Source organism: Nocardia sp. NPDC004278 (assembly GCF_053602975.1).
Genome location: NZ_JBSGEQ010000002.1, coordinates 75,537 through 94,446 on the forward strand (window position 1 = coordinate 75,537; position 18,910 = coordinate 94,446).

General features: G+C 65.2%; 22 protein-coding genes. 7 read left to right on the forward strand and 15 right to left on the reverse strand.

What is annotated here, in order from left to right; translation table 11 throughout:
• Positions 1-35 precede the first annotated feature (35 nt).
• From ACWEO2_RS02905 to ACWEO2_RS02915, 3 genes are all read right to left on the reverse strand, one after another.
• Positions 36-521, reverse strand: coding sequence for a carboxymuconolactone decarboxylase family protein (locus ACWEO2_RS02905; RefSeq protein WP_354959931.1), 486 nt, complete (start codon positions 519-521; stop codon positions 36-38).
• Positions 518-1,597 (reverse strand): NAD(P)H-dependent amine dehydrogenase family protein, encoded by a 1,080-nt coding sequence (locus tag ACWEO2_RS02910; RefSeq protein WP_452403785.1) that lies wholly within the window; start codon positions 1,595-1,597, stop codon positions 518-520. Before ACWEO2_RS02910 ends, ACWEO2_RS02905 begins: the two co-directional genes overlap by 4 nt.
• A gap of 77 nt (positions 1,598-1,674) precedes the next feature.
• A complete protein-coding gene (locus tag ACWEO2_RS02915) occupies positions 1,675-1,881 on the reverse strand; it encodes a hypothetical protein (RefSeq protein ID WP_452403786.1) in 207 nt (68 codons plus the stop codon).
• A 36-nt stretch (positions 1,882-1,917) separates the two neighbouring features.
• Here ACWEO2_RS02915 and ACWEO2_RS02920 point away from each other — a divergent pair, with 36 nt between their 5' ends.
• The 6 genes from ACWEO2_RS02920 to ACWEO2_RS02945 all read left to right on the forward strand — a co-directional run bounded on the left by ACWEO2_RS02920 (position 1,918) and on the right by ACWEO2_RS02945 (position 9,409).
• On the forward strand, positions 1,918-2,577 hold the full coding sequence (locus tag ACWEO2_RS02920; protein ID WP_452403787.1) for a hypothetical protein: 660 nt from the start codon (positions 1,918-1,920) through the stop codon (positions 2,575-2,577).
• A 528-nt stretch (positions 2,578-3,105) separates the two neighbouring features.
• A complete protein-coding gene (locus ACWEO2_RS02925; protein ID WP_452403788.1) occupies positions 3,106-3,627 on the forward strand; it encodes a hemerythrin domain-containing protein in 522 nt (173 codons plus the stop codon).
• 91 nt (positions 3,628-3,718) lie between these two features.
• Positions 3,719-5,011: a hypothetical protein gene (locus ACWEO2_RS02930; RefSeq protein WP_452403789.1), complete on the forward strand. Its 1,293-nt coding sequence runs from the start codon at positions 3,719-3,721 to the stop codon at positions 5,009-5,011.
• Positions 5,012-5,135: 124 nt separating this feature from the next.
• Positions 5,136-7,394, forward strand: coding sequence for a serine/threonine-protein kinase (locus ACWEO2_RS02935; protein ID WP_452403790.1), 2,259 nt, complete (start codon positions 5,136-5,138; stop codon positions 7,392-7,394).
• 534 nt (positions 7,395-7,928) lie between these two features.
• Positions 7,929-8,150: a hypothetical protein gene (locus tag ACWEO2_RS02940; protein ID WP_452403791.1), complete on the forward strand. Its 222-nt coding sequence runs from the start codon at positions 7,929-7,931 to the stop codon at positions 8,148-8,150.
• Complete coding sequence (locus ACWEO2_RS02945; RefSeq protein ID WP_452403792.1) at positions 8,150-9,409, forward strand: hypothetical protein; 1,260 nt, start codon at positions 8,150-8,152, stop codon at positions 9,407-9,409. Before ACWEO2_RS02940 ends, ACWEO2_RS02945 begins: the two co-directional genes overlap by 1 nt.
• A gap of 129 nt (positions 9,410-9,538) precedes the next feature.
• Here ACWEO2_RS02945 and thpD read toward each other — a convergent pair whose 3' ends face one another.
• The 11 genes from thpD to ACWEO2_RS03000 form a co-directional block, all read right to left on the reverse strand.
• Complete coding sequence (gene thpD / locus ACWEO2_RS02950) at positions 9,539-10,414, reverse strand: ectoine hydroxylase (protein WP_452403793.1); 876 nt, start codon at positions 10,412-10,414, stop codon at positions 9,539-9,541.
• An 8-nt stretch (positions 10,415-10,422) separates the two neighbouring features.
• Positions 10,423-10,821, reverse strand: a complete 399-nt coding sequence (locus ACWEO2_RS02955) for an ectoine synthase (protein WP_452403794.1) — start codon at positions 10,819-10,821, stop codon at positions 10,423-10,425.
• Position 10,822: 1 nt separating this feature from the next.
• On the reverse strand, positions 10,823-12,091 hold the full coding sequence (gene ectB, locus ACWEO2_RS02960; RefSeq protein WP_452403795.1) for a diaminobutyrate--2-oxoglutarate transaminase: 1,269 nt from the start codon (positions 12,089-12,091) through the stop codon (positions 10,823-10,825).
• Positions 12,088-12,672: a diaminobutyrate acetyltransferase gene (ectA, locus tag ACWEO2_RS02965; RefSeq protein ID WP_452403796.1), complete on the reverse strand. Its 585-nt coding sequence runs from the start codon at positions 12,670-12,672 to the stop codon at positions 12,088-12,090. Before ectA ends, ectB begins: the two co-directional genes overlap by 4 nt.
• Positions 12,673-12,802: 130 nt before the next feature.
• Complete coding sequence (locus ACWEO2_RS02970; RefSeq protein WP_452403797.1) at positions 12,803-13,513, reverse strand: response regulator; 711 nt, start codon at positions 13,511-13,513, stop codon at positions 12,803-12,805.
• A 227-nt stretch (positions 13,514-13,740) separates the two neighbouring features.
• A complete protein-coding gene (locus ACWEO2_RS02975; RefSeq protein WP_452403798.1) occupies positions 13,741-14,139 on the reverse strand; it encodes a hypothetical protein in 399 nt (132 codons plus the stop codon).
• Positions 14,140-14,263: 124 nt separating this feature from the next.
• Positions 14,264-15,049: an RNA polymerase sigma factor SigF gene (locus ACWEO2_RS02980; protein WP_452403799.1), complete on the reverse strand. Its 786-nt coding sequence runs from the start codon at positions 15,047-15,049 to the stop codon at positions 14,264-14,266.
• Entirely contained in the window at positions 15,039-15,470 is a 432-nt protein-coding gene (locus tag ACWEO2_RS02985) for an anti-sigma factor (RefSeq protein ID WP_452403800.1), read from the reverse strand. The genes ACWEO2_RS02980 and ACWEO2_RS02985 overlap by 11 nt, the downstream gene beginning before the upstream one ends.
• A gap of 113 nt (positions 15,471-15,583) precedes the next feature.
• Positions 15,584-16,267 (reverse strand): PAS and ANTAR domain-containing protein, encoded by a 684-nt coding sequence (locus ACWEO2_RS02990; protein ID WP_452403801.1) that lies wholly within the window; start codon positions 16,265-16,267, stop codon positions 15,584-15,586.
• Between the two features lie 68 nt (positions 16,268-16,335).
• On the reverse strand, positions 16,336-16,734 hold the full coding sequence (locus ACWEO2_RS02995) for an STAS domain-containing protein (RefSeq protein WP_452403802.1): 399 nt from the start codon (positions 16,732-16,734) through the stop codon (positions 16,336-16,338).
• A gap of 214 nt (positions 16,735-16,948) precedes the next feature.
• The gene (locus ACWEO2_RS03000) at positions 16,949-17,479 is read right to left on the reverse strand and encodes a DUF6328 family protein (RefSeq protein WP_452403803.1); all 531 of its coding nucleotides are present in this window, start codon (positions 17,477-17,479) and stop codon (positions 16,949-16,951) included.
• A gap of 338 nt (positions 17,480-17,817) precedes the next feature.
• On the opposite strand from ACWEO2_RS03000, the gene ACWEO2_RS03005 reads away from it, so the two are divergent.
• Positions 17,818-18,327, forward strand: a complete 510-nt coding sequence (locus ACWEO2_RS03005) for a cupin domain-containing protein (protein WP_452403804.1) — start codon at positions 17,818-17,820, stop codon at positions 18,325-18,327.
• On the opposite strand, the gene ACWEO2_RS03010 is transcribed toward ACWEO2_RS03005, so the two are convergent.
• A complete protein-coding gene (locus ACWEO2_RS03010) occupies positions 18,312-18,872 on the reverse strand; it encodes an AAA family ATPase (RefSeq protein WP_452403805.1) in 561 nt (186 codons plus the stop codon). The two genes, ACWEO2_RS03005 and ACWEO2_RS03010, sit on opposite strands and share 16 nt — an antisense overlap.
• Between the last annotated feature and the right edge of the window lie 38 nt (positions 18,873-18,910).

The following is an 18,910-nucleotide window of genomic DNA, read 5'->3' on the forward strand; positions in this document are numbered from 1 at the left end:
GATGGCGACACCACCGATTTATCTGCGGGACATGCCTACGACGAATGTCCGGGCAACACGCAGACCGCGTCCAGGCCGAGCACGTGGTTGAGTCGCCCGAAGGCCAGCCATGATCCGATGCTCATGCTCAGCTCGACGATTTCGGTCTGGCTGTAGTGTGCCCGCATCCGGTCCCAGAACTCTTCGTCAAGATTGTGGTGATCGGTGGCGTAGCGTTCGGCGTATTCGGCGGCCAGCCGGGTGCGGTCGTCGAACAATTCTGTTGTGCGCCAATTGGTCACCGCGTCCGCGAACTCCGGCTCCACCTTCTGACCGTCGCGCTCGGTGCGCCAATCCAGGCAGAAAATGCATCCGTTGACCTGGGCGATCTTCAGTCGTGCCGCCTCGAATTCACGCAGTCCGAGGGTCGAATGCGAGTACACCGACAGGGAGAAGTTCGAGGCCGCCAGGCCGATACCGGGCACCATCTCGCCCCAGACGTAGCCGATCGGATCCTTGCCCTCGGGAATGTCGATGATCATGGGTGCTTCCTTCCGAGCTTGCCGACTGCTGGACGCAGTGGGACATCGAGTGCGTCATAGAGTCCGGGTTCGGCGTCCACGAGCCAGTCGATGGCGTTCACCAGCCGGCCGACCGCGGTGGCATTGCCACCCGCGGAACGGTTTCCGTCCTCGTCGGCGGCCTCGATGGTGATCTCGATGCGCGGATGGCCCTCGATGATCACGCGGTGCGCACCCTCGCCGTCGGGTGGCATCGGCCAGTCGGGCGCGCAGGACGGGTGGATCCGGGTGACGTGCTCGATGACGATCCGAGGCTCGCCCTCGACGATCCCCTGCACCTCGAATCGCAACGCCCCCTGGGTACCCGCTTCGAAATCACCCATCCGCTCGGTGCTGACGATGGCGTCGAGCGCGCGTCGGTCCAGGGTTTCCCGAATCTCGTCCAGTTCGACGCCGAGCGCTCGGGCCATCAACCGAATCTGCCCGCCCCACACCATGGTTGGGACGCTCGGCGCCACCATCGGCGGCAGGTAGTCCATCGGCTGCCCCATACCGACCAGGTAGCGGACCGAATCGGGCTGGTCGTAGGTGGTGTAGTCGAAGATCTCCTGGCAGCGGATCACCTCGACGGTGCTGCCGAGTCCGCTCATCAGCAGCGGCAGCACGTCATTGCCCCAGCCGGGATCGACGCCGGAGACGAATAGTGACCCGCCGCCCCGCGCGACCGCGGCCAGCACCGGATCGCGCACCTCGGATGGCGCACTGGACGGATCGTAGAGCGCATACAGCGCGGGGGTGACGACCACCGCTCCGGCTTCGACGGCTCTGATGATGTCGGCGAGTGCGTCATCCGGGCGGATATCGCCCGAGGCCGCATACACCACCGCCCGAGGTCCGGCGGCGAGGGCCGACTCGATATCGGCGGTCGCCGTGACGCCGAGGTCGTAGTCGAGTCCCGCGAGTGGGCCCGCGTCGCGGCCGACCTTATCGGGATTGTGGACGAGCACGCCCGTGAGTTCCAGCGCCGGGTGCGCGTCGACGGCGCGGATGGCCGCACGGCCGACATTGCCGGTGCCCCAGACGATCGTGGGGATCATCAAGTCAGCGTAGCAAGCGCTTGGTTCGGCGAAAGGGATTAGCGCAATTACGCGGTGCGGCTACGGAATTCGCGCGGTCACCGCCCGGTGTTGTAGCGAACCAGATAGTCGGCGAACCGGCGGATATCGGCGTCCTCCCATGCCGTCAAGCGTTCGGCGAACTCGCGATGTCGACGTCGCTCGGCCGCCCCCGCGACCCGTCGTCCCTCCGTCGTCGGCCGCAGAATGTGGTTGCGGCGGTTCTCCGGATCGACCTCCCGGGTCAGATATCCCAGCCGCTCCAAGGCGCCGACCAGGTCGCGGGTGCGCAGGGCGTGCCGATGACGGTCACCGATATCGCCCCCACCGCAAGTGGCGATCCCACCGGACAGGGTCTGTTCTTCCTGCTCGTCGCACTGAGTATCGGCTCCTATGGCAGCGTTGCCGCAATCGGCGCAGCCGGTGCCGGACTGTCCATGCGGGTGCGTGCGGCGGTCGGGCTGGCCACCTCACTTGCCGTCAGCATTATCGGAATCGCGGTGGCCGGACCCGTATTCCACATCGTCGACCACGACTACGCGGCGATCTGGGCCATGGGCTGGCTGTACTCGGCGGGCATCGTCGCCGTCGGCATCGGACTGCACACCTTCCTGAAGCGCTGGACCACGCTCGCGCTGATGGTGCTGTTCGTCATGCTCAACTTCACGACCTCCGGTGGGATCTACCGTCCCGAACTGCAGAATGGTTTCTTCGGCTCGCTGCATGCGTTCTGGAACGGCGCGGGTTTCGTGGAAGGAGCGCGCAGCTTGTTGTACTTCGATGGCGGTGCGGGTTTCGCGAGTCGAATCGCCAGTCTGTTCGTGTGGTTGGCGGTCGGCGCGGTGCTGCTGGTGGTGGCCGCCGGATACGAACGCCGCAACTCCCCCGCTCCGGCCGCCCCCGTGCATGCGCAGCGATGGGTGGAGGCCGAAGAGGAAATGGAAGAGGCAGTAGGCGTCTGACGCATCGGTTGGTCGACTCGGCCCATGGATCCCGGCCGATCCGTGGGCCGAATTCCCTACGCTGCCTCGGGTTCCCGGCCCACGCTGGTCTCGATGGCGGCATGAGCCCTGGCATGCAACCATGATTCGCGGTCGTGTCACATCGCGGCCTGGCATCGGGTAGGATCCTTGACATCGCCGCTCTGGCACCCGATCCCGCAGAACAACCTGATCTATATGTAACCGTCAGTTACATGTAACTGCCCAACATCGGATCGGGCACGAACCGCAACTTCGCATGGCGCGCAACATCTTCCAACCCGCACCCGAGTTGATCGACGCCCTTTGCAGGTGCAAGATCATGAATGTGTCGCGTGGCGGCGCCGGGTGGACGGCGATCGGCATGGAGGCACCGTGATCGAGGAGTCCGCCGTGCGTCCACATTCACGCTCTCACTGAGGTCGAGCCGGGCATCGAAGTCCGACGCATCCCCACCATTGTCTGCGGAGCCACACGGCCCGTGCGACTTCCTCGATCGAGAGACGATCCATGACAGCAACTCATCTCGACGCGAACCGGGCGCGCGCCCTCGGACAGGAACTCGTGGCGATCCACCACTGGCTCCGCATTGAACTCACCCGAATCCGAGCGGATGTCAGCGCCTACGCAGCGGGTTCCGATCTGCGGCCGACGCAACTTCGCGCCCACTGCACTGCATTCTGCGCCGCGCTGACCCGACACCACACCAGCGAAGACGCCGCGGGCTTCCCGGCGCTTGCTGGGCAGTTTCCGGAACTGGCGCCGGTACTGGCGGAACTGCGTGCGGACCACCAACTGGTCGCCGATATCCTGCGCAGGCTGACCGAACTGCTCGACTCGATCGGGCCGGATAATTCCGCTACCGTACGGCGCGAACTCGACGGCCTGGCCGCCATCCTGGAATCGCATTTCCAATGGGAGGAACGCAGACTCGTGCAGGCTCTCGACGAACTCGAAATGGGTACCAGAACAGGCGAGGAACTACTCGGCGCCAAGGTTCGGCGGGGCCGTGTACGGTCCTCTCAGGATTGAGCCGCCGGGCAGATAGGAGACGAGTACGGTAGTACCGGCCGGACCGCGTAGGCAGGGGCGAGGAAGCATCGGTGGAAAGTCGGGGCGCGATATGAATCAGCCGTATTCGCACTGGTATGCCCAGAATTCGCCGGAGCACCTACCGCTGGCCGCCCGCTACCGCTCCGCCGATCCGATCACCTGGAACGGCAGTCTGATCTACCCCATGTACACCGAGCAGGTCGGGCCCGCGCCGATCCTGGTCACCATGACCCTGCTGTCCGCCGCCCCGCCCGCGGGGCTGCGCGGGCACGGAATCGGACTATCGGTGATAGATGGGCATATCGGCATCGATGGCAGACGCCTCGCCGGTGTCGACGTGTGGAGCGATGCCCTCGCCGCGGGCGTGAGTTTCGAAGTGATCCCGACCGATCCGGGCGCGCTGTTCTCCCTCACGCCCGTCTGGGTGGACGCCTACGGCGCGCAGAAATCCTGGAGCGGCAACTACGGCATCCTCATCGAACAGCCCCCGACCGGCCGACTCATTCTCTGGTGCAGCGTCGGCGAGGGTCCGCCCAACTTCGCCAATCTCGTAATCGAAGTAGACACTGCGAGCCTCCCCGCCGTCTCCGCCCCAACCCCGCCCTCCTTCGTTTCCAACATTCCGGCGCCGGAGCACACGCGGCCCGTCGAATCCCCCGCCGCACAGTCGCCGCCGCTGACCGCACCACAGCGAACGGTGGCCGTCGAAGCCGAGCAGCCTCGCTTCCCGGAGCCGCAGCCGACACCACCAGACCTCGAATTGGTGCGGTTCCCGGAGCCATCGCAAACGTCATTCGCCCGGCCCGAGATCCCGGAAGCAGAGCAAACCACACCATTGCAGCCCGCGCTGGCCCGGTTGGCAGAACTGCCGTCAACAGCCCGGCCAGCGGAACCGCCAGCACTGGTTACGGACACAATGCAGGCTCAGTCTCCGCAGACGCGGGAACCGGCAGCCGTAGATTCCAGCCACAACCCGGTCGCAGAGCCACCACAGCCGGAACCGCAGCAGCAGCGGCCCGCCGGGGATGGCGACCCCGGTTATCGCAGTGCGCTCTACGATCTCGGCGTCGCGATGTTCGGGCGCGGTGAGGAGGAGCAGGCCTGCGGGCTGTGGGCACAGGCTGCCGGTGCCGGGCACGCCGGGGCGGCCTATGACCTCGGAGTCGTCTTGCTCCGCCGCGGTGAGCTCGGCGATGCCGAACGCTGGTGGCGCACTGCCGCCGATCGACGCGAATTACGCGCCATGGTCGGGCTTGCCGAACTGCTCGAACGTCAGGGCAATCACGCCGAGGCCAGCGCCTGGCGCGCCTGCGTGGCCGAGGAGCAAACCGAGAAACCCGGTCAATCGGTCAATTCCGGCTGAGCGCCAGCGGAATTCGATGTGGCCGGCCGTGCTCGGGCGACTGTGATATCGCTACCCCTCGAGCTGACAAATCACTTGCCCGACTCGGGGGTCTTCGGGGTATCGACGGGGCTACGATGCGCAGATGGCGCACTCCGCTCCGCCGGTTGCGGGGGCGACGGCCGCTCCGGACCGCTCGCCGGGTGGTTCTCGCGGTGTCGCCGAGGTAGTCGAGCGGTTCGCCGAGGCCTGGCGGGTGGCCGACGTGCCCCCGGATCTACCCGCCTACCTGCCGGACTCCCCCGCCATCCGCCGGGTGTCGCTGATCGAGCTGATCAAGGTCGATCTGGCGAACCGCTGGATGCGCGGCACCGAACCGAAGCGTCTCGCCGAATACGTCGACGACCTGCCGGAATTGCGGACCTGGCCATTGCCGCCCGATCTCATCTACGAGGAGTTCCATGTCCGCAGGCGCGCGGGCAGTTCGGTAGCCGTCGAGGAATACACCGCGGCCTACCCGGAGCAGGCACAGCAGCTCTCGGAGATGCTGGCCACCGACGACTACCGCAGCACACTGCTGACGGTCGCCGCCGATCCGGTGGATCTCGACGATATCGATGTCGGCCAGACGATCGACGATTTCGACCTGATGACCGGTCTGGGCCGTGGCGCATTCGCACGGGTCTTCCTGGCCAGACAGCGTTCGATGCAGCGGCTCGTCGCGGTGAAGATCTCCCAGGACAAGGGTGCCGAACCGCAAACCCTCGCCCAGCTCGACCACGACTACATTGTGCGGGTCTTCGACCAGCGGGTTCTGCAGCGCCGTCGACTGCGGCTGCTCTATATGCAATACGTGCCGGGCGGCACGCTGTTCACAGTGCTGGAGCGGGTGCGCAGTACTCCGGAAGCCGAGCGCAGCGGCGCGCTCCTACTCGACGTCATCGACTCAGTACTCGCCGATAAGGGCGAGATCCAGCCCAGTGAATCCGCGGTGCGTGCCGAATTGGCTGCACTGTCCTGGCCGGAGACCATCGCCTGGCTCGGGCGCAGACTCGCCCTGGCGCTGGACTACGCCGGACGCTGCGGTGTGCTGCACCGCGATATCAAACCGGCCAATGTGCTGCTGACCGCGGAGGGCATTCCCAAACTCGCCGATTTCAATATCAGCTTCAGCGGCAATGTCTCCGGTGACAGCCCGGTCGCCTACTTCGGCGGTTCCCTGGCCTATATGTCACCGGAGCAGCTGGCCGCCGTGCATCCGGACAAATCGACGACGGCCGCCGACCTGGACACGCGCAGTGACCTCTACGCACTGGCGGTGATGCTGTGGGAACTGCTCACCGGCAGTAAACCTTTCGATGACAAGATGGCGACCGGCGGTGACCGCACCACACTCGACGGCATGCTGGACCGCCGCGCGGGCAGCCCGCAATCGCTGCCGTACCAGGACCTTCCGGCCGACTGTCCGGCCGCGCTGCGCCGCGCGCTGGTCCGCGCCCTCGAACCGGATCGCGAACGGCGGTGGGCACGCGGGGCGGATATGGCCCAGCAGTTCGACGTCAGTCTCGACGCGCGCGCCCGCGATCTGGTCGACCCGCCGCCGCACAGTTGGCGGCTACGCGCCCGACTGCTCATGCATCCCATCATGGCGCTGGCCATCGCCGTTCCCAACGCATTGGCAATCCTGTACAGCTACAACCACAATCGCACCTTGATCATTGCCAAACTCGATGAGCAGGCACAGCACCGCTTCGATCAGATCGCCGTCATCACCTACGGCATCTGCTTCCTCATCGGGGTCATTATCACCATCGTGCTGGTGATGAATCCCTGGTCCATCTCACATGGGCTACGCACGGGCAAGTCCTACGACGCACCCACGCTGACCAGAGCCCGCACCGACACACTGCAACTCGGCCGCCGAACTGTGTTGACCTGCTTTGCGTTATGGGTGCTGGCCGGTGTGGTCGTCCCGGTTTCGGTGCAGGTCTCGGGCAACCACCTCACCGCCGGGGCCTATCTGCACTTCTTCATCACCCAGATCGTCTGCGGCGCGATCGCCATGGCCTACCCATATTTCCTGGTCAATTTCTATGCCGTGCGCAGCATCTATCCGATGTTCCTGCCGCACAGTGGACTCGGCGCCGACGACGACGCACAACTGCGCCAACTCGACCGCCGCAGCACCTATTTCCTCGCCATCGCCGCCGCCGTACCGCTGCTGGGCATCGCGGGCGCGACGTTCATTCCCGCCATGGACATTCCGGCGGTCATCGTTGCGGTGCGCGTGCTCTGTGTCGGCAGCGCGGTGGCGTTCATCGGCATCTACTGGTTGTTCCGGATGCTCGAACAGGATCTCGCCGCGCTGGAACGCATTGTCACCGAGCGCATTGTCGCCCGATAACTACCACGCCGTCAGGTGACAGTGACCCGCGTCCGGTCTTCGACGTCACCACCGCAACCGCACAGCGACGAAGCTGCCGAGCAGTGTAATTCGAAGGTGTATCCCTCTTGGCCGACGACGAGCCGTAGCGGCGGTGCGGTGATCGGTGTCCCTGCCGTACCGCCGCGGATCAGCGGATGCGTATCCGATATCTCGGCCCGCTGGCACGCCGATTCCTGGGAACATTCGACATTTGCGGACCACCAGCAGATCCCACAGGGTTTGCGCGCTACCTCGCACTCCGCGTCGACATTGATGACATCCGTAACCAACTGCATGCATTTCTCGGGAGGCCGAATCGATCTGGTCGAGACGGCATTGTTATGCGTTTGTACCCAGCGGTAACACCTAGATCAAGTGTTCGTTGCGTGCCCGAAGTTGCCGTATATCCCGTGCCAGCGAACCGATTCCCGCAGCCCATGTGGCATTGCACAATATGATCGAGAACGCTTCGTGCACCGTCATTGCGCGGGGCCTGGGAAACCGGGAGCAAACATGACCGCCAGAGCAGATCTCGAACTTCAACTGGGCGGTCCGGTCGCGGCCCTGGATCAACTCTCCGATGCAGAGGCCGCCGAACTGCTGATCATGTTCCGCGCTGCGCGCAAGGCCGAGACGGCCGGGCTCGCCGCGGTCGTCGACAGGTTGGTGAGCGCGCTGCCCTGGCCGCTGCGCACGGCGGCAAAGAAGTTCATGTTCGGGAATCGGCTCGGCTGATGAAGTCGGCGTCGCAGAGCGAATCGATGCAGGGTGGGCCCGATATGGTGACCAGGGCACAGCTCATTCTGCTGGCCCGCACGCTCGATGTTCCCGTCGAGCGCCTGGCGCATCTGGAACGGCTCGGCGCCGAGCAATTGCACGAACTGCAACAGCGCATGGCACGCGTCATCTTCGACGACCACGCGGCGACCTTCAAGCGGATCAGCATGCTGGTGCCGTTCATTCCACTGAGCATTTCGCTGCCGCTGGTGCAGCGGACCGTGCCGCCGCTGATGGGCGGACGTGCGGCGGGGGCGGTCGGCATCGCGCATCCCAAGAGGGCGGCGGAAGCCGCCAGGATGGTGGATCCGAAATATGCCGCCGATTGCGCGCCGTATATCGACCCGCACACCGTCGGGAAACTCGCGGAGATCGCCCCGCCCGAACCGATCGTGCGCATCGCTAACGAGCTGCTGCGCCGCCGAGACTATGTCACCGCGGGTCCGTTCCTGGGCTACGCCACCACACCGCTGATCCGAGCCATCGAGGCAGGCGTGCCGGACGACGCTGGGCTGATCCTCTCGGCGGCCTACGCCTACTCGGCCTCGAATATCAGCGCGATTGTGCGTCAACTGCTGACCGGACCACTGGACCGGGTACCGCGCATGCTCGAGACGGTCCTCGCCGGATCGACCGATCTGCGACTGGCGGCCGTATCGGTGTTCGCCCGCTGCGATGAGGATGTGCTCGAGGCGCTCGGCGACATCCTGCTCGATATCGGACCGCCCGAAGCCATTACCGACCTGGCCAGCACCGCGATCGAGCACGGTGCGAGCAACGACCTGCTCCGCTTTACCGCCTATCTGAGCCCATCTGCCCTGGACACCGTGGCGGCGAACCCGATCACCGCCGATACCCGGGCGATGTCGGCACTGGTCGCGGCACTCGCGGAACAGACCGATCCGATACTCTGGCGCGGCCTGCTCAATCTGGTCGAGCGCACCGAGCTCGACGTCCAACGCCGAATCGGTGCCAATCTTCTGGAATTGCCCGAATCAACGCTGGCCGCGCTACCCGCGATCGCGACCACGGGGCACCTGAGGCCCACCCTGCTGCGCGTCCTCGCCGGGGCCGACACCGATACCCAGGTCCGCTTCGGTGAGATCTGGGCCGAGCTGCCCCCCGACGATCGCGACGATATCGAGCGCGGCGCTCGCGAACTCGGTCTGGCCACCCGCCTCGCGACACTCACGGTCACGATGCACATCTACGGCTGACAATCGCAATCCATACAACCGAATGCGCACGCGGGCAACCGGTCTCGGGCAAACCGAGCGCGGCAGGCGCGCGCCGTACGCGGGTCGACACCATCGCTGATGCCCGCATGACGTACGGCGCGCGACGAACTACACCGGGGTGAAGTCCCGGCTGGCGATATAGGTCGGGCGCGGCGCCGGAGCGGCGAACGGCTCAACCAAGGTGTTCTCCACGCTGTTGAACACCAGGAAGATATTCGAGCGCGGGAACGGGGTGATGTTGTTCGACGAGCCGTGCATGATATTCGAATCGAACAGCAGGGCCGATCCGGCGGCACCGGTGAACTGAGTGATCCCGTAGCGGTCCGCGAGCGCGGCGATATCGGCGTGGGTGGGCACGCCGATCTCCTGTTCCTGCAACGACTCCCGATAGTGCTCGGCCGGGGTGCTGCCGATGCACGGCACGAACGTGCGGTGCGAACCGGGCATAACCATCAGACTGCCATTGATCGGGTAATTGTTGGTCAGGGCGATCGATAGACTGACCGCGCGCGGCGCTGGCATACCGTCCTCGGCGTGCCAGGTCTCGAAATCCGAGTGCCAGTAGAAGCCCGTGCCGCGGAAGCCGGGCATGTAGTTGACCCGGCTCTGGTGGATATAGACCTCGGAGCCGAGCATCTGCCTGGCCAATCCGGCGACCCGGGATTCGCGCACCAGGTCGGCGATCGCGGCGCTGAGCCGATGAACCTCGAACACCGAGCGCACTCGATTCGAGCCCTTCTCCACGATCACCCGGTCATCACCGTGCAGCTCCGGAGCACTTGCGAGACGGTCGATTTCAGCGCTGAACTCGTCCACCTCGGTGGGCGTAAGCAGCTGCTCGACCATGCCGAAACCGTTGGCGTCGAAAGATGCCAGCTCCTCGGAATCGGCCGCACCCCATACGGTCGGATCGGTGCGGTCCTGATGCCGACCCGGGGTGGCGAGCCGGGTCGGGTAGCGATCGTCGGTGTGCACCAACGTCATTGCGCCTCCTATCCGCCGATCTGGGCCGCGACGAGCGGGTAGACACCGTTACTGTCGTGGACCTCCTGCCCGGTGACCGGCGGGTTGAACACACACATCATCCGCATCTCGGTCCGCACCTCCAGACGGTGGCGTTCGTGTCCGTCCAGCAGATACATCGAGCCGGGCGCCAATTCGTAGGTGACGCCATTGTCCAGATCCGTCAGCGTCCCTTCGCCTTCGATGAGCCAGACCGCCTCCACGTGATAGCGGTAGTGGAACTCGTGCACGGTTCCGGCCTCGATGGTGGTCTCGTGGAAGGAGAATCCGACGCCGTCGCCGCCGAGCACGATGCGCTTACTGCGCCAGCCAAGGCCCTCGACATCGCGGTCGGTACCGGTGATCTCCGCGGTGCTGCGCACGATCATCTCAGCGCTCCTGTCCGCAGACGGTGCCGATCGCGCCGGTCAGCACGCGCAGACCGTGCTCGATCTCGTCATCGGTGACGGTCAACGGCGGCAATAGCTTCACCACTTCGTCCAGCGAACCGGAGGTCTCGACCAGCAGCCCGCGCTCGAAGGCGATCTGGCAGACCTTGCCCGCCTGCGAGGGATCGTCGAACACGATGCCGTGCACCAGTCCGCGACCCCGCGTCGAAATACCAGGGAAGTACTCGGCCACCTGGGTCAGTGCCGCTCCGACGCGCTGTCCCTTCGCCTCGGTCGAGGCCTGCAGCGCACCATCGGACCAGAAGTGCTCCAGCGCGGTCTGCGCGGTGATGAAGGCCGGGTTATTGCCGCGGAAAGTGCCGTTGTGCTCGCCCGGTGCCCACTGGTCGAGATCCGGTTTGAACAGCACCAGCGCCATCGGCAACCCATAGCCGCCGATGGACTTCGACAGCGTCACGATATCGGGGGTGATGCCAGCGACTTCGAAGGAGAAGAACGGCCCGGTCCGGCCGCAGCCCATCTGCACATCGTCGACGATCAGCAGAATGCCACGGGCCGTGCACAATTCGGCCAGATGCCGCAGCCACTCCGGTCGTGCGATATTGACCCCACCCTCACCCTGGATCGTCTCCACGATCACCGCGGCGGGCCGGTCGAAACCGGAGGAGGTGTCGTCGAGGACCCGCTCCATCCACTGGAAATCGGCGGTGGTGTTGTCGAAGTAGCCGTCATAGGGCATATGCGCGGCATGCACCAGCGGCACACCAGCGCCCGCCCGCTTGGCGGCATTGCCGGTCACCGACAGTGCGCCGAGCGACATGCCGTGAAAAGCGTTGGTGAAGCTGATGATCGTCTCGCGTCCGGTGACCTTGCGGGCCAACTTCAACGCGGCCTCAACGGCATTGGCACCGGTCGGTCCGGGGAACTGGACCTTGTAGTCCAGGCCGCGCGGCGCGAAAACGGTGTCGCGCAACGTTTCCAGCAGTCGCCGCTTGGCCACGGTCGACATATCCAGTCCGTGCGTGATCCCGTCACCGGCGATGTACTCCAGGAGCGGCCGCTTGAGCACCGGGTTGTTGTGACCGTAGTTCAACGCCCCCGCACCGGCGAAGAAGTCGAGGTACTCCTTGCCGTCCTCGGCGCGCAACCAGGTACCCGACGCGGTGGTGAACACCGTCGGCCAGGCCCGGCAATATCCGCGGACATTGGATTCGAGCTCTTCGAAAATGGTCGTCTCGGCGGTAATCAACGGCGATCCTCCTGCTTTCGGACGGTAGGGGCGATCAGATAGAGGTCCTCGTCAGCGTGGCTGTCGGGGAAGAGATCGGAATCGAATAGGGAGCGCTTGGTCATTCGCGCGGCCCGTCGGCGTGCGACCGAACCGAACATCGCGATCGAGGCCGGATTGTCCGGCGCGATCGTCGTCTCCAGTGCGGAAACGCCTGCGGCCGCAGCGGTGTCGAGCAGCGTCTCCAGCAGTGCGGCACCAAGGCCGCGTCCCTGCTGTTCGCGCTCGACCGCCACCTGCCACACGAAGACAGTCTCCGGCGCCTGCGGGCGCAGGTAGCCGATCACGAATCCGACGACCCGGCCGCCCACTTCGGCGACTACCGAGGTGCTGGCGAAATCGCGACACCACAGCAGGTAGGCGTAGCTGGAATTGGTGTCGAGGACCCGCGAATCCTTGGCAATACGCCAGATCTCGGCCGCGTCACCGACTCGTGGTTGGCGCAGTACCGGCTGCGCGTGTGGCGCCGAAATCGGTACGGCCGAAGGGTATTCGGTGACCGATGGATCAATCGTTGCGGTGGACAAGGTGTGCAGTGACATACGTCTCCCTGGTCGGGTCTGCAGTACTCATCCAGGCTTGCGGAGCAACTTTGAGGTGAACCGGTCGATCTCTTTGCGGTTGTGTTACGAAAAGATCACAACTGCAGGCTAGGTCACACTTTTCGATGTTTCAGCGCTGCGGATCGAGCCGATACCCAAGTCCGCGCACGGTAACCACAATGTGTGGATCGGAGGCATCGCGCTCGATCTTGGTGCGCAGGCGGCGCATATGCACATCGACGATCCGCTCATCGCCGAAAAAGCCGTCGTCCCAAACTCTTTCGAGCAATACCGAGCGGCTGAGCACCCGGCCCGGCGACTCTGCGAGTTCGCAGAGCAATTTGAACTCGGTAATGGTGAGCCGGATTTCGTCCTCGCCGCGGCGCACCGCGCCACCGTCGCGATCGAGCACCAGTGGTGCGTCCGGATACGCATCGAGGACAGCCTCCCGCGGCGCTTCCCGTTCCATGGTGAGTCGGGCGCGGCGGCGCAGCGCGCGCATGCGGGCAGAGATCTCCTTGATCTCGAACGGCTTGGTGACATAGTCGTCGGCGCCCGCCTCCAGGGCGGCCACCACATCGTGGGTATCGTCGCGGGAGCTGACCACGATGATCGGCACGTCGTGTTCGCGCCGGATCTCCCGGATGCAATCGAAGCCGTCCATATCGCCGAGCATCAGCTCCACGATCATCACATCGGGGGCGGCATTGCTGCGCAGATAGGTCAGTGCGTCCTCGGCCTCGTGCGCCTCGGCGACGTCGTAACCCTCGTCCTCCATCGCCGTGCGCAGCGCGCCCCGGACCACTTCGTCGTCGTCAACGATCATCAGGTTTGCGGTCAAGCCCTCATCCCTTGCAGCCACGCGGACGCGACGCGACGCGGAGACTCGCGTACCCATAACCGACGCGACAGTCCGCCTTCGAGCACCTTTGCCAACTTCGGAAGTACCCGTAGCAGCCATTCGGTAAACGGCAGGTCACGAGCACTCGGTTAGCGTCCGGCTACTCCACCCTGGCGGCACGGACCCGTTTGCGCAAATTGAGAGTGATCTCGGTCACAATGACCGAGTCACCATTCATCGCGCTGGGACTGCTCCAGCCGGTTGAAATTGCTGGGCCCGCCGTCGGCCCGGCGCTCCTGATAGCGGAACATGAGCTGTCGCGCGTCGAAGGTGGCGAACCATTCGTCCCAGCCGACCGCGCGCAGCACCGCGCCGCCGTAGCCGGGAAAGTCGAAACGCAGTACGCCGAGGCGACCGTCGTATTCGCTACCCGGCATGGTGGCCGGGCGGGCGCCGCGCTGCTCGGCCCAACGTCGGATCACATCATGATTGCGGGTGACGAGGATGCGACCGGCCTGTTGCGAACTCTCGGCGCGAGAGATCGACTCCGGCGGTTTCTTCAGCGAACTCGAAGCCCCCGGTCCCGCGTACGGCTCTCGGGTGCCCGGTCGTCGCTGATCGTTCATGACGACCTCCTTGCGCGTCGGCATCGTTTGTCCGGCTATCTGACGCGTACCCGCACCTAACCTCGGGCAAACAGTGGATCCGATCACAACGAAACACATTGGGCGACAACATCTTCCCAACAAGCTAATCGCGCAGCGCTTGATCGCGCAGCTTGCCGAGCGTTCTGGACAGTATCCGGGAGACGTGCATCTGCGAGACGCCCAGCTGCTCGGCGATCTGAGACTGGGTCCTGGTCTCGAAAAAACGCATGATGAGCACCTGCCGTTCCCGCTCCGGCAGGTCCTCGATCAGCGGCCGGACCGCGAGGTAGTCCTCCACGTACTGGTAGCTGGGCTCCTCCGAGCCGAGACTGTCCAGCAGCGGCAGGGGTGCGTTCTCGATGTCATCGCCGACCACCGCGTCGATGGAGCTGGACTGGTAGGCATTGCCCGCGATGAGCGCCTGGGTGACCTCGACCAGGTCCACCGACAGCTCAGCGGCGATCTCGCGGGCCTTCGGCAAGCGGCCCAGCCGCTGCGCCATCGCCTCGACGGCGGGGCCGATATTGAGCTGGATCTCCTTGGTGCGCCGCGGCACGCGCACCGCCCAGGTGTTGTCCCGGAAATGTCGGCGCACCTCGCCCATGATGGTCGGCACCGCGAACGACAGGAACGAGGAACCGCGGGTCACATCGAATCTATCCGCGGCCTGGACCAGCCCCAAGCGGGCCACCTGTAGCAGATCGTCGAAGTTCTCGCCGCGCCCGGAGAACTTGCGCGCAATATGTTCGGCCAGCGGCAGGCACCGGCCGATCAGCTCCTCCCGCAACGCTTCTCGACGGGGATCGGCCTTGTCCAGGGCGGCGATCTTCTCGAACAGTGGCTCGATATTGTCGTAGCTGTCGCGGTGTGCTCTCGACTCAGCCGCCATCGCTGCCTCGCGCCCAGCTGAAGTCGACGATCGTCGGATAGCCGGAGACCGAACTGTCGTAGGGCTCCTGCACCGCGGCGATCGACTGCGTCAGCGTGCGAACGATATGCCAGCCGAATCCGGCCTGACCGACCACCGACTCCGATACCGACACCGAGGCGACGTGCACGAACATCTCGCTGTCGCTGTAGGTGAAGTCGCAGTCCAGCGTGGAGCCCGGCGCCGCGTCCAGGATCAGGGAGGTGGCCACCTCGTCGAGTGCGAGCCGGATATCGACCACCTCATCGATCGCGAAATCCGCGATCAGCGCAACGGTTTCGGCGAGCGCGCGCAGCATGGTCAGCTGCTCGAGCTGGGCGGGGATGCGAACCCCGATCGTCGTTGTCTTCTCTGCAGCGGACTGGGAACTCCACTCCCCCATGCCCATCACCACCTATTCCTCCGAGCCGACCGGAACCTGCCTTCGGGTCGGGGACCATTCGCGACTTACCCGGCCGACCACGATCGAAACATCGCAACCGGTGGGGATTCGAATCAGTCCGCCTCGATCCGTTCATGCGCAGTCAACAGCAGATGGTCGAATTTCGTGCGCAGATCGGCCACCGAATCGGTGAGCGAGCTCAGATCGGCGACCAATCGCACGGCCAGTGTCCGCAGCTTGATATTGGTCTCCTGGGAGCGCCAGCTCAGCATGCGGAAGGCCTGGTCGGGGTTGAGGCCGTAGACCAGCATCAGCGCGCCCTTGGCCTGCTCGATCACCGCCCGTGCCTCGTACAGCTCTGGCAGCGCATCGTCCAGGGTCTCCTGCTGACGCTCGTCGAGCGCGGCGGTGAGGTCGATGTAGTACCCGGAGGTTCCGATCACCGAATCCGCCTCGTCGAGCATCTGATCGGCGACCACGATGACGTGGTGCACCTGGCCCGCGGTATCGACGATCCGATGCCGACTCGAGAACGGCCGCGCGGTCTCGATGGATTTGGCCAGGGTGTCGGCCACCTGTGCGCGATCCTCGGGATGTTTGTGCGAGAGCAGCAGCTCGGTAGTCGGTTGCACCGTTCCCGGCTCGTATCCGTGCAGCAGTGCGACCTCATCGGACCACTCCCACCGCTGATCGGCGAACCAGAAGTGGAAGGTCCCGATACGCTGCGGTTTACCCGCGCCGATAACCCGGCCCAACGCCCGCGCGTCCTCGGGCGAAACCGATCGACTCTCTGTCACAGCCGCAAGTATGGAGTGTGCCAGCGCTCAACGCCGGATATCGGCCAGACCAGGGACTTAAGGCCATATCAGGTGTCGAGCGCCGCGCGCATCGACGGAAAATCGCAGCATATCGCGCCTACGCCGGTGACGGCGAGCACGCGGTCGACCTCACGGCGACCCGACACGACCCGGACATTCGGACCGCCGCGCGCGGCTCGGTGGGTGATAGCGCCGATGGCGGCCGCAGCGCGGATACTCAGGAATCTGGTGGCGCGTAGGTCCAGGATGACCGCATGACAGCGGGTGGCCACCGCCCGCTCGAGCATCGCGCGGAATTCCGGGAGTGCGGCCGCATCGAGTTCACCCTCGGCGCGGATGACCACGCATTGTCTGCGGCGGTCCATCCGTTGCGCCCAGAACCGACTCCGCGGCCGCAATCCGGCCCGGTGCTGACCGTCCGATCGGTACTGAAGAACGGCGGACATATCAAACCTCCCAGAGGGATGCCCGATCCTGCGCGACAGGACGGCGGGAGGTGGCGGTAACGCGGCTGGATCGTTACGCCGCGTCGGTAGTCGCCTTCGTCAGGGTCGCTACGCCAGCTCCCGCTGGCCGGTCCCGCATGGTGTGTCGTTTGTCGGACCGGGGTCGGCTGTAGTCTCAACCTCTCAATAGTCTGGCACGGTCGCTCGCCCCGGTTCAACCATCCGATCGGTCGCCAACATTGCGCCAGCGCCACGGCGCGAGCACCCAGGCAACCGCGAACAGCACTGCGACCACCACACCCGACACCACTCCTGGTGCCGGTCCCGCGACGGTGGCCGTCACCAGCACCGTCGCACCGGTCAGCGCGAGTCCGAGCAGCGCGATCCCGGCCATGGCGCAGCGGTGCGCTGCGGCGACGACATTGCCGAGCCGGTGCCGCCGGAACAGGATTCGATGCCATGCCACCGGCGCAACCAGGAAGACCGTCGCACCCATCGCCGCGGCCACCGTGGCGAGGTAGAGCAGTCGCATCGGCTGCGACAAGGTGGCGAATCCGGCCTGGAACGGGAGGATCAGCAGCGCTCCGATGAGGAATTGCACGCCGGTCTGGACCACCCGCAACTCTTGGATCAGGCTGGCCCAATTGCGGTCCAGCCGCTGGGTTTCGGTCTCCTGCCTGGTTTGGCGGTCCCAGTTCTGGTCACCGGCGGTCACAGGTGGCGCATACCCGCACCGCGCGGGCATACACACGGCGATCTTGCCTGGTGCGATCACTGATTCGGGTAAGTGGCACCCGGGTATGCCGATCGTGACGCCGATGTGATCGATCGCCGCGATAGAACCGATTGCACCACACAGGCCGATCCACCCATTCGCAAAGCCGACCCGACCGGCATCTTGGTGCCGAAATAGGCGGCCCTGCTTCGATATCGAACGCGGCGGCGCATAGCAAGTTCTTGCCCAGCAGTATCGCTACCATGACCGATTCCCGTCGTTCCGGCTAGCATCATTTACATGGTCAGTCGACCATATTCGGCTCGACCCCGGATGCCGACTGGGGCCCGATAATTCTGCGAGGAACCATGACCGATGGGCTTCTGCTGCCGCCCGGTGCGGGGCGACGACTGCAGACCATGACGCTGAAGGTCGGTGCCGAGCGCTCCGATATCTGGTCGACCTTCGAGGCCGAGGTGCCGCCGGGTTTCGATGTCGGTGCGCACTGGCACGGCCATGCCGAGGAGGTGTTCTTCGTACTGGACGGCGAACTCGATCTGCTCGCATTCCATCCGAAGTCCCAGCCCGTCGGCGACTGGCGCACCTGGGAAGCCGAGAGTGGGGCGACCGTATTCCGTGGCGGGCCCGGCAGTTTCATGCATGTGCCCGCGGGCTGCCCACACGCATTCTTCAACCCCGGCAAGCAGACCGCGCGGATGCTGTTCCTGGTCTCTCCGTCTGGACATGAGTTGTATCTCCAGGAACTGACCGATCTTCTGAGCGCGGGCGGACCGCCGGACCCCGAGGAGATCGCCGAACTGCGCATGCGCCACGACATCCACCAGTTGACGCCGCTGACCAATCATCCGATCGGATGATATCGAGCCGAATCACCCCCGTCATCGAGGGGTCGGGCCCGCTCGAGAATCTGGTCGACGGTCTGCTCAACCGTGAGATCGGCAGTGTCCAACCATAATCCGATGCGCGGCGTCTGCGTCCGCAGGACCACGTCCAGGCTCTCGACCGTGAAGCGGTCATAGGCAGCCTTGCTCCGGCCGGCCTCCCGAGCCGCGACAGCGGCCGGTGTCGGCACAAGTACCACCACGTACAGCGGCCGAGTCTTGATCCGCTCGATGGTCCACGGCAGGAATTCCCCGAGCACGACATCCTGGACGATCGCGGTGAACCCGGCGGCCGCGTACCCGTCGGCGGTATGCGCGGCCAGCGCATGGCGCAGCCGCAGTTGGTCCAAGGCCGCCGCCGACGGTTCGGGGCTCATTTCCGCCCGACCGCCGATAATGAAGCGCCGGAACGCATCCCCGCGCACATGCGCCGATCGCGGCAACCGCTGCGCCAGCGCCTGGGCGACGGTCGACTTCCCAGCGGCTTGAATGCCGGTGATCAGGTAAACGGCCGATTCCATACCTGCCATGTTCGCAGCCGAGCGCCAGCCATTTTCGG

Bases quoted from the DNA above. Each gene is read 5' to 3' on its own strand.
- ACWEO2_RS02905 (WP_354959931.1), bottom strand. From the start codon at position 521: ATGATCATCGACATTCCCGAGGGCAAGGATCCGATCGGCTACGTCTGG.
- ACWEO2_RS02910 (WP_452403785.1), bottom strand. From the start codon at position 1,597: ATGATCCCCACGATCGTCTGGGGCACCGGCAATGTCGGCCGTGCGGCC.
- ACWEO2_RS02920 (WP_452403787.1), top strand. From the start codon at position 1,918: ATGACGGTCACCGATATCGCCCCCACCGCAAGTGGCGATCCCACCGGA.
- ACWEO2_RS02925 (WP_452403788.1), top strand. From the start codon at position 3,106: ATGACAGCAACTCATCTCGACGCGAACCGGGCGCGCGCCCTCGGACAG.
- ACWEO2_RS02930 (WP_452403789.1), top strand. From the start codon at position 3,719: ATGAATCAGCCGTATTCGCACTGGTATGCCCAGAATTCGCCGGAGCAC.
- ACWEO2_RS02935 (WP_452403790.1), top strand. From the start codon at position 5,136: ATGGCGCACTCCGCTCCGCCGGTTGCGGGGGCGACGGCCGCTCCGGAC.
- ACWEO2_RS02940 (WP_452403791.1), top strand. From the start codon at position 7,929: ATGACCGCCAGAGCAGATCTCGAACTTCAACTGGGCGGTCCGGTCGCG.
- ACWEO2_RS02945 (WP_452403792.1), top strand. From the start codon at position 8,150: ATGAAGTCGGCGTCGCAGAGCGAATCGATGCAGGGTGGGCCCGATATG.
- thpD (WP_452403793.1), bottom strand. From the start codon at position 10,414: ATGACGTTGGTGCACACCGACGATCGCTACCCGACCCGGCTCGCCACC.
- ACWEO2_RS02955 (WP_452403794.1), bottom strand. From the start codon at position 10,821: ATGATCGTGCGCAGCACCGCGGAGATCACCGGTACCGACCGCGATGTC.
- ectA (WP_452403796.1), bottom strand. From the start codon at position 12,672: ATGTCACTGCACACCTTGTCCACCGCAACGATTGATCCATCGGTCACC.
- ACWEO2_RS02975 (WP_452403798.1), bottom strand. From the start codon at position 14,139: ATGAACGATCAGCGACGACCGGGCACCCGAGAGCCGTACGCGGGACCG.
- ACWEO2_RS02980 (WP_452403799.1), bottom strand. From the start codon at position 15,049: ATGGCGGCTGAGTCGAGAGCACACCGCGACAGCTACGACAATATCGAG.
- ACWEO2_RS02985 (WP_452403800.1), bottom strand. From the start codon at position 15,470: ATGGGGGAGTGGAGTTCCCAGTCCGCTGCAGAGAAGACAACGACGATC.
- ACWEO2_RS02995 (WP_452403802.1), bottom strand. From the start codon at position 16,734: ATGTCCGCCGTTCTTCAGTACCGATCGGACGGTCAGCACCGGGCCGGA.
- ACWEO2_RS03000 (WP_452403803.1), bottom strand. From the start codon at position 17,479: ATGCCCGCGCGGTGCGGGTATGCGCCACCTGTGACCGCCGGTGACCAG.
- ACWEO2_RS03005 (WP_452403804.1), top strand. From the start codon at position 17,818: ATGACCGATGGGCTTCTGCTGCCGCCCGGTGCGGGGCGACGACTGCAG.
- ACWEO2_RS03010 (WP_452403805.1), bottom strand. From the start codon at position 18,872: ATGGAATCGGCCGTTTACCTGATCACCGGCATTCAAGCCGCTGGGAAG.